This is a genomic window from Ancylomarina sp. YFZ004 (assembly GCF_054254355.1).
Genome location: NZ_JBTCHQ010000009.1, coordinates 176,615 through 190,440, shown reverse-complemented (window position 1 = coordinate 190,440; position 13,826 = coordinate 176,615). Strand labels below are relative to the sequence as shown.

Sequence of the window (13,826 nt, the reverse complement as noted above, 5' to 3'; positions counted from 1 at the left end):
TTGATCCTAAAGATAACAAAAAAAGTATTACTCACTAAGCTTTTTAATTCGAATATAAGTTTCGATTCCAGCTTCAATTTCTACAGCTTTAGCATCATCTCCTTCGATTTTCTCAACCAAACTTACTGATTCTGCGAGAGTTTGACTTCCAATATAATCTTTATGAGTTGTTAGTGCTTCATTTATGCCATCGTGCATCGCAATTTCTAATGAAATTTTATCTGTAACATCAAAATCGCTATCCTTACGCAAATTTTGAATTCTATTGATAAATTCACGAGCAATACCTTCTTTACGTAATTCCTCAGTAATGTTAACATCAAGGGCTACTGTAAGCTTTCCTTCGTTAGCAACTAACCATCCAGGAATATCCTCAGAGATAATTTCGACATCTTGCAATGTAAGAACAACCTTCTCTTCGTTCACAACAATAGTAAATTCAGATTCTTTCTCAAATACGACGATATCGTCCTGATTCATTTTAGCAATCACACCAGCAATTTGCTTCATGATCTTACCATGCTTAGGTCCAAGAGTCTTAAAGTTTGGCTTAATTTTCTTGATCAATACACCTGAAGTATCCGTAATGAACTCCATCTCTTTCACATTAATCTCAGAAAGGATAATGCCTTTTACAGCCTCTAACTGAGGGATGATGCTTTCGTCAAGAATTGGAACCATAATCTTACTCAATGGCTGACGTACACGAATCTTCACCTTACGACGAAGTCCTAATACCATAGAAGAAATCTTCTGAGCCATATCTTGTCTTTCCTCAAGAGCCTTGTCAATTACTGAAATATCAGCAACAGGGAAATCTACCAAGTGAACTGAATTCTCAGTGTAACGATTCGTTACTGAATTCAAGTCTAAGAATAGACGATCCATAAAGAATGGCGCAATTGGTGATCCAAGAACAGAAATCGTCTCAAGACATTTATAAAGTGTTTGATATGCCGAAATCTTATCTGTATCATACTCACCACCCCAATATCTCTTACGACATAAACGAACGTACCAGTTAGATAGGTTTTCGTTTACGAAATCCTGAATAGCACGACCCGCACGTGTTAGCTCGTAAGTCTCGTAACACCCTTCAACTTCCTCCACCAATGAGTTAAGAAGAGAAAGAATCCAACGGTCAATCTCAGGACGTTTTTCCATTGGCACATCAGCTTCTGAATATGTAAATCCATCAACATTAGCATACAATTGGAAGAAACTGTAAGTATTATAAAGTGTTCCGAAGAATTTACGACGAACTTCTTCAACACCATTTATATCAAATTTCAAGTTATCCCATGGCTGTGCATTGGTAATCATATACCAACGTAATGGGTCAGAACCATATTTTTCGATAGTTTCGAAAGGATCAGCAGCATTACCAAGACGCTTAGACATCTTATTGCCTTTAGCATCTAATACCAATCCGTTTGAGATAATATTCTCGAAAGCTACACTATCGAAACACATTGTTGCAATTGCATGAAGCGTAAAGAACCATCCACGAGTTTGGTCTACACCTTCAGCAATAAACTGAGCTGGGAATTTCTTATCGAAATCCTCTTTGTTCTCAAATGGATAATGTTGCTGTGCATAAGGCATTGCTCCAGAATCGAACCATACATCGATAAGGTCAAGTTCACGGAATAATTTCTGTCCCGACTCACTTACTAATACGATATCGTCAACATACGGACGGTGTAGATCGAACTTCTCATAGTTCTCCTTTGAGTTATCACCTTCTACATATTTTTCGAGCATATTTTCGCCCATGAAACCTGTCTCAATAGATTTTTCAATTTCAGCTTTTAATTCAGGAACCGAACCAATACATTTCATTTCACTTCGATCTTCACTTACCCAGATAGGTAGAGGCGTTCCCCAGTAACGAGAACGTGAAAGATTCCAGTCCTGTAGGTTCTCCAACCATTTTCCAAAACGTCCTTCACCTGTTGATTTTGGCTTCCAGTTAATCGTCTTGTTTAGTTCGATCATACGATCGCGAACCTTTGTTGTCTGGATAAACCATGAATCCAATGGGTAGTATAAAATTGGCTTATCAGTTCTCCAACAATGTGGGTAGTTGTGAACATGCTTCTCAACCTTAAATGCCTGACTGCTCTTTTTCAACTCAACAGAAATATCGATATCTAAAGTTGGATCTTTCTCAGTTAAGCTAGAATCGAAGGCGTTCTTTACATAACGACCTGCATATGGAGCATAAAGCTCAACATTTACATGGTTCTTTACGAATTCCTCATCAAGATCTTCAATTTTAAAGAACTTACCAGTACGGTCAACCATTGGTTGCATCTTACCTTCCTTATCGCGGAAAATAAGTGGAGAAATTCCAGCAGTTTTAGCGACTCTATCATCATCAGCACCAAAAGTTGGGGCAATATGAACGATACCTGTACCATCTTCAATAGTAACAAAATCAGCTAAAATTACGCGGAAAGCATCACCTTCAGGCTTCACCCATGGCAATAATTGCTCGTACTTGATTCCTTCAAGATCAGTTCCTACACACTCCGAAAGTGGCTTATATGGAATTTTCTTGTCTCCAATTTTATATTCGCTTAAATCTAGATCTTCAAGTTTCGTATCAAAGAAGTTATTGAAAAGCGCTTTAGCCAAAACCACAACACAATCCTTACCTGTGTAAGGGTTGAAAGTACGAACACGTACATAATTGATCTTTGCTCCAACAGCTAAAGCTGTGTTAGATGGCAAAGTCCAAGGCGTTGTTGTCCAAGCCATGAAATATGCATCACAGTCAATTCCTTCGAAAAGGAAGTTACTCTTCTCGTCTTTTTCTATCTTAAATAGACCAACAGCTGTTGTATCTTTTACATCCTTATAACAACCTGGCTGGTTCAACTCGTGAGTCGATAATCCCGTTCCTGCTGCTGGTGAGAATGGCTGAATGGTATAACCTTTATACAAGAATCCTTTCTCGAATAATTGCTTAAGCAACCACCATAAAGACTCAATATAACGGTTATCGTAAGTAATATATGGCTCGTCCATATTTACCCAATATCCCATTTTAGCAGTTAAATCTTCCCACTCACGTGTGTATTTCATCACGTTAGTTCTACAAGCTTCGTTATAATCGTCAACAGAAATTTTCTTACCAATATCCTCTTTGGTAATACCCAATTCCTTCTCAACACCCAACTCAACTGGAAGTCCGTGTGTATCCCAACCTGCTTTACGGTCTACTTTAAAACCCTTAAGCGTCTTATAACGACATACAATATCTTTCAATGCACGGGCCATTACGTGGTGAATACCAGGCATACCGTTTGCTGATGGGGGTCCCTCATAGAAAACAAAAGATGGATTTCCTTCACGAGTTTCTAAACTCTTCTCGAAAGTCTTGTTTTCTTCCCATTCTTTTAAGATATCTTTATTGATCTGTGAAAGATCTAAGTTCTTGTAATCTGGAAATTTTGTGCTCATATTTTTGTTTTGATACTTGACAATTTATCCCGTAAACCAACGGGCTGAGAAGAATGTAAACTACTGAAACAATTCAGCTTACACCAATCATGAATTATGGGATAAGCTAGATAGGTATCAATCAGGATACGATACTTCTTCTCAAAAGTTCACAAATATAGAAAAAATACAAGACATGATAACGATACTAAGCACTTAATCAAAGGAATATGAGTGAAGTCATTAGCATTGAAAAGAACAAATTTTAAACTGAAAAGGGAAATAACTTATAATCCGAAATTAATAAATATATTTAGCTTTGGATTCATTAAGAAATCCTACATTCTTGTAGTCTACAAATTATCTCAAATAATGAATAATTCAGAAGAATACATCTATAAAAATGAGTGTTATGAAATCATCGGTTGCTGTATGTCTGTTCATTCAGAACTTGGTGCTGGTTTTCTTGAAGTCATTTATCAAGAGGCTTTAGAGTTTGAATTTAATAGAGAAGCTCATCCTTTTGAAAGAGAAGTTGGAATTGATGTTAGCTATAGAGGAGAGAAACTGAATAAGAAATATTTTGCTGATTTCATCTGTTATGGAGAAATAATTATAGAACTCAAAGCAGTTAAAACATTGGATGATTCACATTATGCACAACTATTGAATTATTTAAAAGCCACAGATAAAAAAATAGGATTACTCATCAATTTTGGATCAAAAAGCTTGCAATACAAACGAGTCATCATCTAAAGATGATAAATTATAAGCCACAAATTTCACAGGTTTTCTCAAATTAAAATAATACAATAAAATTTGTGCTAATTTGAGTAATTTGTGGACAGACATTTTAAAATAAGAGGATAACTAAAAATCATATTTCACTGATTCCTGAGATTGAAATCACTCAATAAAATTTGTGTTAATTTGATAAATTTGTGGACAGACTATATTTATAGACAGATTATAAGAAAAGATAACTATCAATTTTAAAAATATGACAACAGTAAAAACAACTTACTTAGGCGATTTAAGAACTGAAAATATTCACCTGCAATCAGGAAACAAGATTTATACCGATGCTCCTGTTGATAATCAAGGTAAAGGGGAAGCTTTTTCTCCGACAGATTTAATGGCAACTTCATTCGGATCATGTATAATGACCATTATGGGCATTGTAGCTCGTGATAACAATATTGACATTGTAGGCACGGAACTAAACATCACTAAAATAATGGCTGCCGATCCTCGTCGTGTTTCTGAAGTGGTTGCTGAATTTGTATTTCCTAACAAAGCCTATACTGACGAAGAAAAGAAGATTATCGAATCAGTAGCAGGAACAAGCCCGGTTCCATTGAGTGTTAGTCCTAATATGACACAAAACATTAAATTGGTTTGGCCTAAATAATAACATTTTATAGATTGAGTCCCTATTAATAAAAAATAGGGCTCGAATTTTCTTCACACATCTTGCAATTTACTCACTATGATTCTTGTTACAGGAGGTACTGGCCTAGTCGGTTCACATTTACTTTTCGATTTAGTTAAAAAAGGCGAGTCTATTCGTGCCTTAAAAAGAGAAAACAGCTCTTTGAAGGATGTACGTGATTGCTTTGCATACTATTCCGATTCGGCAGATGAACTCTTTGATAAAATTGAATGGGTAAATGGCGATATGCTCGATACGGACTCTTTGGATGAAGCGCTTGAGGGAATCTCAAGAGTTTACCATTGTGCAGCTCTCGTTTCTTTTAAGAAAGCTGACAAAAAGCTTATGAAGAATATCAATGTTGAGGGAACTAGAAATATTGTTGATGCCTGCATTGAACACAAAATTCAGAAGTTGTGCTACGTAAGTTCGGTTGCAGCCTTAGGTAGTCCAGAAGAGTATGGAGATACCGTTACAGAAAAAACACCTTGGAGTCCTGAAGATAAACGCTCGGGATATTCAATCAGTAAATTCAATTCGGAACTTGAAGTTTGGCGAGGTATTGAAGAAGGCCTTGATGCCGTTATTGTGAACCCCTCTATTATTCTGGGTCCTGGTCAATGGCATAAAGGATCATCCTTACTATTCACAACTGTGGCTAAGGGCATGAATTATTTCACAAGAGGAATTACGGGATACGTTGATGTGAGAGATGTCAGCAAAGCGATGGTTCAACTCATGGATTCAAACATCAAGAATGAGCGTTTCCTTTTAAATGCTGATAACTGTAGCTACGAATTCATCTTCAAAAGTATTGCGAAGGCTCTTAAATTACCAGAACCTAGCAAATATGCTTCCCCATTATTAACTGGGATTGGATGGCGATTGGCTTATTTGAAAAAGATTTTCCTATTTCAAGAGCCTAGCTTCACAAGAGCCACTGCTCGATCATCTCACAATCGCACCTTTTATTCTAATCAGAAGATAAAGGATACTTTAGATTTTGAATTTATAAGTGTGGAAGATAGCATTAAGGATGCGGCTAAGCATTATCCATTTAAATAAGAAAGACCGAATCCAGAGATTCGGCCTTCAATAATTTCTTCTAACTTTTACTATTCCAGTTTAGCATGGCCAAAGCTGACTGAGAAATCGACACACCATATAAGAACATACTTATATTTGGCCAAATCGGTTCCAGAAGGAATATCATATTGGAAATCCCCCTCGATTCCTTTCAAATCACCCAAGCTTATATATTCAGTAGCTTCCTTATCTGTAGACAAATACACTTCTAATAAAGGGCCATCGTCGGTTTTAAAGTCTGTAAATTTCAGAATTGTTTTAGCTTCGTTTAAACTAGCCACTCCCGAGGTTTCATGAGCTCCTGAAACAAAATTTCCTTTTACTTCAGCCTCATTCATTTTCATTTCCATATCAGGAGATACATCTGTCTCATTCATATTATCATCATCACTTGAACAGGAAACTGCAAGAATGAGGATTAAGATTATATACCAATTTTTCATCTGCATTTAGTTTGTGTTTTTAATTAGAATCTCAAGCACTTTCAAAACAGTTTGAAATAATTTAAGAGTCGGAAGTCTTAAATTAATTAAATTCCATAGAATGAACAAACTTCACAATGATCTTAACATTTCATTAATAAACTACGAGTAAAGCAGATAGTAAAAATCAGAATGAAGAAGAATCATTAAACACAGGTCTCCTAAGCATATTTATTCTAAATATAAACAGCATATTCCGATGAAATTATCTTTATATCTTTTATTCGCTGCAAACGATTGAATTTCAACACATAGAAGCATTTTATTGAATTTAACATCCATTAACACACACCACCCATTAAACATAAAACCAGCGATAGAGGTCTAGTTTTTATATATTTAGTAATCAGTTGATAATAACGATTAAGCATAAATATATGAGCAAGGCTAATAAAAACGACAAGTCCAGAAGAAAATTCCTGCAAAATTTAGGTCTAGCAGGTGTAAGTGCTGTAGGCGGATCCGCATTACTACTTCAAAGTTGTTCTGATCCAAAGGATTCAACATCTGGAAAGAAGATAAAGGTACTGACTCAAGACAATCAATTGGTCGAGGTTGATGTGGCCAATTTAAAGCCCAGCGACAAGATAAAAGATCTGGATTACCTACAAGACAGAGGTCGTGAAGGTATCCCTGGAAAGAAATTTGTGATGGTGGTAGACTTGGCCAAATGTAAGAATGCTCGAAAATGTATGTCTGCTTGTCAAAATGCCCATCAGTTAAAGCCTGAAATGCATCATATCAATGTGCTCGAGATGAACGATCCAGTTCGTAAAACGAGTTATTATATGCCTAAAACTTGTCAACATTGTGACAACCCTCCTTGTGTTTCGGTTTGCCCTGTTGATGCAACTTTCAAACGTCAGGATGGCATTGTTCTAATTGACAACGAGCGTTGCATTGGTTGTCGTTTTTGTGTAGCTGCCTGCCCATATTCAGCACGTACCTTCAATTGGACAGAACCCAAGGATGCTGAAGAATTTGCCGAAGTAACATACGATATGGAGCTAAATGTTCCTCAGAAAAAAGGAACTGTAACCAAATGTGCTTTTTCTGCAGATCGCTTGCGCGAAGGTAAATTACCCTATTGCGTTTCAGCTTGTCCCAATGGAGTCTACTATTTTGGTGATTCCAACGAAGATTTGGTAACCAATGGAACAACTAAAATGACCGTAAGATTAAGTGAACTTCTTCAAGAGAATGCGGCTTATACCCTAATGCCTGAACTTGGAACAAAACCCAGCGTTTACTACTTGCCTCCTCGTCAGAACAAAGGCTGAGATTAAAACGGTACACTTTCTGAAAAAACTATTGACAATTTACTAGCACCTATTGACTTATGAACGATACCCTATCAAAAGAAATTCTGACTAATGAACAAATCGATCAGGATCTTTTAAAGAATATAAACTGGGGAAATAAATTTAAGCTATGGCTAGCTTTCCTAGCTGTCTCCCTAATAATATGCTTGTATTATTACTACCAACAAATAGAACACGGGCTGGGTGTAACGGGTCTTAACGACTACGTTTCCTGGGGTATTTACATCTCCAACTTCGTCTTTTTTGTGGCAACCAGTTTAATTGGAATGCTCATATCATCAGTATTAGGCTTGATGAATGTGAGTTGGGTAAAACCACTTGCCCGAATAGCAGAACTTGTAGCTGTTGCCTTTGCCATGGTAGCTGGTCTTATTATTATTACTGATATGGGGCGCCCCGATCGTCTACTAAATGTATTTATGCATGGTAGAGTTCAGTCTCCTATTGTTTGGGATATCGCCGTTGTCGTTACCTACGTTGCCATCAGTATTCTATTACTATATATCCCTCTACTTCCGGATATAGCAATCTGTAGAGATAAGCTGAAAAATGTACCTAAGTGGCAACAAAAAATGTATAAGATCCTAGCCTTAGGTTGGAAAGGAAAAGCGAAGCAATTTAAGCTGATGCATAACTATACTCGTATTCTACTTGTCCTAATTATACCTATTGCCCTTTCGATACATACGGTAACATCTTGGTTATTTGCGATGACTCTTCGTTCGGGTTGGGATTCACCTATATTCGGACCTTACTTTGTATCTGGTGCATTTGTAGCAGGTTGTGCTGCCGTTATCATTACCATGTATTTCTTCCGAAAGAATTATAAGCTAGAGAAATATATTACGATCGACCATTTCGATAGAATGGGACGCTTACTCGTTCTTGTGGCATTGGTTTATGTCTATTTCAATATTAACGAGATTATTGTACCTGCATATAAGACCAATACAGCAGATGCCAAGCACGTACAAGAAATGTTATCAGGACACGAATCTATCATGTTTTGGATGGTTCAGTTAGGTGGGCTGATTATTCCATTCCTATTAATTCTTTTCAGACCAATGAGAAGACCCTTGCCACTAATGCTCATCTCTATTGTGATTTTGACAGGTGCATGGTTCAAGCGTGTTTTAATTGTAGTTCCTACTCAATTGGCTCCTTACTATCCTATTCAAAACGTACCCGAAGAATGGACACATTACATGCCAACTATTCCTGAAATAGCTATTACTACGGGCTCATTTATTTTAGTATTGATTATTATGTCTGTACTAGCCAAGCTTTTCCCTGTTATTCCAATTTGGGAGATAAAAGAAGAAATTAACCACAATAAGAAATAGCATGATGAACTACTATAAATACTACAAGTCGATTATTCTGATATGCCTTTGTTCTTTAACTGTGGCAAATGTTCAGGCACAAAGTGATTGGGAAGTCACGCCTGATCAAGATAAAAACCTCAGCCCTTTCATGTTCGACGATGAAATGGTTTTAGAAGGGGGGATTTCATACGAAAACTCTTGTACTTCGTGCCACGGTATGCCAGGACTAGCAGATTATACACCTATGGCTCCTCCTCCTGGAGATCCTGCTTCTGATCAGTTTCAGTTGCAAAACGACGGTGCCTTATTCTATAAAATAAAATTGGGACGTGGTGCTATGCCTAAGTTTGAAGATGTATTTGCTGATGACGAAACCTGGAACATCGTTGCCTACATCCGTAGCTTTAATGAGAATTACAAGCAGCCAATTCCAGATTTAGGTGGCGTTGAAATACCAAAATATGACTTAAAATTAGCATTCGACGAGAATGTAGATAAGTTGGTTGTAAAAGTATTCTCAAAAGAGATTCCTCAGCCAGAGGTAAGTGTATCAGCTTTTGTAAAAGGTATGTTTGGAAAATTCCTTTTAGGTAAAACTCAAACCAACGAATTGGGTATTGCTTATTTAGATGTTGACCCTCAACTTCCTGGTGATGCAGAAGGTAAGCTACACATTATGGTGAAAGCAACTAAAGGTTATGGATTAGCAAAGCTAAATCAGAAAATGAAAATGGTTCAGCCAAGCATTCATAAATCAGCGATAGAAGGTCGTCATATTTGGAGTACTGATGAAATGGCGCCAATCTGGTTAAAGACGAGTTTCTTCATTACCATTTTTGGTGTATGGACCATACTATTCTTCATTGTAATTGGCTTTTACAATATTAAAAAAGCTGGCCGAGAAGATGATGTGATGATTGAGTGATATGTCGATATGGAGATGAGATGAATATTGTGTGAAGTAGAAATACAATCACTCTAAGCTCTATACTTTTTCACTTTAACATTTATCCTTAAATACTTTAACCTTACAATTACTTTATCCTTGAATATTTTAACCTTACATATATGAAACTAGCTAGGCGTGATTTTTTGAAGAGTTCGGCAGCCATTGCTGCTGCTACAGCTGTTGGTGTTGCTATCCCCGAAACTTTAAAAGCAGAAGCTCGTGAAGCAGAAAAGGGATGGAAATGGGACAAGGCCGTTTGTCGTTTTTGTGGAACAGGTTGTGGTATCATGATTGCCACAAAAAATGATAAAATACTTGCCGTAAAAGGTGATCCATTAGCTCCAGTTAATCGTGGATTGAATTGTATTAAAGGCTATTTCAATGCCAAAATCATGTACGGCGCCGACCGTCTAAAAAAGCCACTACTAAGAGTTGATGAGAATGGAAACTTCTCTAAACAAGGTAAATTTAAAACAGTAACATGGGAACGTGCTTTTGATGAGATGGAAACACGAATGAAAGCTACCATGAAAGAATTGGGGCCTACAGGAATTGGAATTTTTGGTTCCGGTCAGCACACTATTATGGAAGGCTATGCAGCAGTGAAGCTGATGAAGGCAGGTTTCCGTTCTAATAATATCGATCCAAATGCAAGACACTGTATGGCTTCGGCTGTAGCCGGATTTATTCAAACATTCGGTATCGATGAGCCTGCAGGAAATTACGACGATATGGAGATAACAGACACCGTTGTAACGTGGGGAGCAAATATGGCAGAGATGCACCCAATTCTTTGGTCTCGTATCACGGCAAATAAGTTGAGTCATCCTGAAAAAACTCAGATTGTAAACCTGACAACTTATACCAATAGAACTTCTGATTTAGCTGATATCGAAATTGTGTTTAAACCCAATACCGATCTTGCTATTTGGAACTATATCGCTAATGAAATTGTTTACAACCAGCCGGAATCAATCGACTGGGAGTTTGTGAAGAAATATACTGTATTTGCTACAGGATTTGTTGATATCGGTTACGGTATGCGTAAGCCTGATCATCCAAAATTTACAGATAAGGAAAAAGAAACCGTACGTAACGAGGTAGCTAAAAAGCTTACTGGAGATGAAGGAAAATCTCTTGCCTACTTAGGTTATAAAGAAGGTGATGTAATGGAAATGACACATCGCGATAAAGCGAAGAACCATTGGATTATCGGTTACGAAGATTTTAAAAAAGGCTTACAACCCTATAATTTAGACTTTGTTGCCAATATAGCAAAGGGTGATCCTGATGAGTCCATTGAAGATTTCAAGAAGAAGCTAAAAGCTTTAGCTGATTTATATATTGAAAAGGGCCGGAAAATTTGTTCTTATTGGACCATGGGCTTTAATCAGCATACTCGTGGTACTTGGGTAAACGAACAGGCCTATATGGTGCATTTGTTATTAGGAAAGCAATCGAAACCTGGTAGTGGAGCTTTTAGTTTAACCGGACAGCCATCGGCATGTGGAACTGCACGTGAAGTAGGAACATTTGCTCATCGTTTGCCAGCCGATTTATTGGTGGCAAATCCGAAACATCGCGATTTCTCTGAGAAAATATGGAAGATACCAGCAGGAACTTTGAATCCTAAGGTAGGAAGTCATGTGATGAAAATTCACAGAGACATAGAGGATGGGAAAATTAAATTTGCATGGATTACTGTATGTAATCCTTACCAAAATTCCGCCAATGCCAATCATTGGATTAAAGCAGCTCGAACCATGGATAATTTCATCGTTTGTTCTGATGCTTACCCAGGAATTTCAGCTAAGGTTTCCGACTTGATTCTTCCTTCGTCGATGATATATGAGAAGTGGGGAGCTTATGGTAATGCTGAGCGACGCACACAACACTGGATTCAACAAGTTACTCCTGTTGGAGATTCAATGCCTGATATCTGGCAATTTACCGAGCTTGCGAAACGATTTAAGTTGAGTGAAGTTTGGGGAGAGCAAAAAATACCTGGCTTAGAAGGTGGCTTACCTGATGTAATGGAAGGTGCTAAGGCTATGGGATATTCTCCTGACGATACACTTTTCGATGTTTTATTTGCTAACGAACATGCTAAGAAATTTGCATGGCCAGATCCTATTGGTGAAGGCAGATTAAACACAGAAGCAGAAGGTGATAAACGTAAAGTTCTAGATGGACAAGGCAAACCTTTCGAAGGTTATGGCTTTTTCCTTCAAAAATATTTCTGGGAAGAATATCGCGAGTTTGGTTTAGGTCATGCTCACGACTTGGCTCCATTCGATGCTTACCACAAATGTCGTGGTTTAAAGTGGCCAGTTGTAGATGGAAAAGAAACACTTTGGCGTTTCAATTCTGAATACGATGTTTACGCTAAAAAAGCAAATGTTGGTCCTTTTGCCTTCTACGGAAAAGCACTTAAAAACATGCCTCAAGGTTCACTATCAAAACCCGATATGTCAAAACCTAAGGTTGACCTTAAGAATAAAGCTAAAATATTCTTCCGCCCTTATATGGAAGCACCTGAGGTTCCGAATAAGGAATACCCATTCTGGTTGTGTACAGGCCGTGTTCTTGAGCACTGGCATTCTGGAACAATGACAATGAGAGTTCCTGAACTTTATCGTGCCGTACCTGAAGCTTTATGCTATATGCACCCTAAGGATGCATCAAAACAAGGCTTTGTAGAAGGTGATCTGGTTTGGATTGAGTCACGAAGAGGACGTGTGAAAGCACACATCGAAACAAGAGGTAGGAATCGTGTACCAAGAGGCTTAGTTTATGTGCCTTGGTTCGATGAGAAAGTATTCATCAATAAGCTTTGCTTGGATGCAACTTGTCCTATTTCGAAAGAAACAGACTTTAAAAAGTGTGCAATTAAGATAACGAAAGCCTAAACTAATTATGAATGTAGAGTTATTAATTATTATAGATATTCTAATCCGATAATTCATAACGCATAATTCTTAATTTATAATTCATATGAAACCGATGGCAACAAGAAGAAAAGTAATTCAAAGAATATTTGAAGGCACAGTCTTTTTAGGCGGAGGAGGTCTTATATGGGGAAGTTCCATAAAGGCCAACTCTAAGTCTGACTATGTACTGCGTCCTCCAGGGGCTTTGAAAGAAAAAGATTTTCTTAAAGCTTGTATCAAGTGTGGTCAATGTGTCGAAGCTTGCCCATACGATACGCTTAAGTTGGCACAGCCCGGAGATGGAATTGCCAATGGCACACCATTTTTTGAGCCTCGCACTATCCCATGTTACTTGTGTACCGATATGCCATGTACCGATGCTTGTCCTTCAGGAGCTTTAGATTTAAAACTTTTGACTAAGGAAGAAGATAAGCCTGATATTCTCAATTCGAAAATGGGCTTAGCGGTTATTCATAAAGAATCCTGTGTAGCTTATTGGGGCATTCAATGTGAGGCTTGTTATAGAGCTTGTCCTCTAATTGATAAAGCTATTAGTCTGAAATACGAAGAGAATACTGTCACTGGAAAACATGCTAAACTTTTACCTATCGTTCATAGCGATGTGTGTACCGGATGTGGTGTATGTGAACAAGTATGTATCGTAGAGAAGGCAGCTGTCTTCATATTACCAATAGACAAATCAACTGGTGAGGTTGGCGATCATTATATCAAGAGTTGGGATAAATCTGATGAAGACCGAATTAAACAGGACGTCAAAAGAAATGATGATGAAAAAGATATAGAATCAGCCATTGATTATTTAAATGATGATGATTTGATAGAAGATTAGATG

The 13,826-nt window shown here is 37.5% G+C and carries 10 protein-coding genes; 8 read left to right on the top strand and 2 right to left on the bottom strand.

Going from position 1 to position 13,826, the window contains the following annotated elements:
- Positions 1–27: 27 nt before the first annotated feature.
- Complete coding sequence (gene ileS, locus ACXR6G_RS14695) at positions 28–3,468, bottom strand: isoleucine--tRNA ligase (RefSeq protein ID WP_458362196.1); 3,441 nt, start codon at positions 3,466–3,468, stop codon at positions 28–30.
- Between the two features lie 351 nt (positions 3,469–3,819).
- Here ileS and ACXR6G_RS14690 point away from each other — a divergent pair, with 351 nt between their 5' ends.
- The 3 genes from ACXR6G_RS14690 (at position 3,820) to ACXR6G_RS14680 (ending at position 5,944) form a co-directional block, all read left to right on the top strand.
- The gene (locus ACXR6G_RS14690; RefSeq protein WP_458362195.1) at positions 3,820–4,203 is read left to right on the top strand and encodes a GxxExxY protein; all 384 of its coding nucleotides are present in this window, start codon (positions 3,820–3,822) and stop codon (positions 4,201–4,203) included.
- Positions 4,204–4,447: 244 nt separating this feature from the next.
- On the top strand, positions 4,448–4,858 hold the full coding sequence (locus tag ACXR6G_RS14685) for an OsmC family protein (RefSeq protein WP_458362194.1): 411 nt from the start codon (positions 4,448–4,450) through the stop codon (positions 4,856–4,858).
- Between the two features lie 78 nt (positions 4,859–4,936).
- Entirely contained in the window at positions 4,937–5,944 is a 1,008-nt protein-coding gene (locus tag ACXR6G_RS14680; RefSeq protein ID WP_458362193.1) for an NAD-dependent epimerase/dehydratase family protein, read from the top strand.
- Between the two features lie 50 nt (positions 5,945–5,994).
- On the opposite strand, the gene ACXR6G_RS14675 is transcribed toward ACXR6G_RS14680, so the two are convergent.
- Positions 5,995–6,408, bottom strand: a complete 414-nt coding sequence (locus ACXR6G_RS14675; protein ID WP_458362192.1) for a DM13 domain-containing protein — start codon at positions 6,406–6,408, stop codon at positions 5,995–5,997.
- 416 nt (positions 6,409–6,824) lie between these two features.
- On the opposite strand from ACXR6G_RS14675, the gene ACXR6G_RS14670 reads away from it, so the two are divergent.
- The 5 genes from ACXR6G_RS14670 (at position 6,825) to napG (ending at position 13,823) form a co-directional block, all read left to right on the top strand.
- The gene (locus tag ACXR6G_RS14670) at positions 6,825–7,727 is read left to right on the top strand and encodes a 4Fe-4S dicluster domain-containing protein (RefSeq protein WP_458362191.1); all 903 of its coding nucleotides are present in this window, start codon (positions 6,825–6,827) and stop codon (positions 7,725–7,727) included.
- Positions 7,728–7,786: 59 nt separating this feature from the next.
- Entirely contained in the window at positions 7,787–9,112 is a 1,326-nt protein-coding gene (gene nrfD / locus ACXR6G_RS14665) for an NrfD/PsrC family molybdoenzyme membrane anchor subunit (RefSeq protein ID WP_458362190.1), read from the top strand.
- Position 9,113: 1 nt separating this feature from the next.
- The gene (locus ACXR6G_RS14660; protein WP_458362189.1) at positions 9,114–10,019 is read left to right on the top strand and encodes a c-type cytochrome; all 906 of its coding nucleotides are present in this window, start codon (positions 9,114–9,116) and stop codon (positions 10,017–10,019) included.
- Between the two features lie 143 nt (positions 10,020–10,162).
- Positions 10,163–12,952 carry a nitrate reductase catalytic subunit NapA gene (gene napA / locus ACXR6G_RS14655; RefSeq protein ID WP_458362188.1) on the top strand — a complete coding sequence of 930 codons (2,790 nt, stop codon included), beginning with the start codon at positions 10,163–10,165 and terminating at the stop codon, positions 12,950–12,952.
- Positions 12,953–13,037: 85 nt separating this feature from the next.
- Positions 13,038–13,823, top strand: coding sequence for a ferredoxin-type protein NapG (gene napG, locus ACXR6G_RS14650; RefSeq protein ID WP_458362187.1), 786 nt, complete (start codon positions 13,038–13,040; stop codon positions 13,821–13,823).
- Positions 13,824–13,826: the final 3 nt, after the last annotated feature.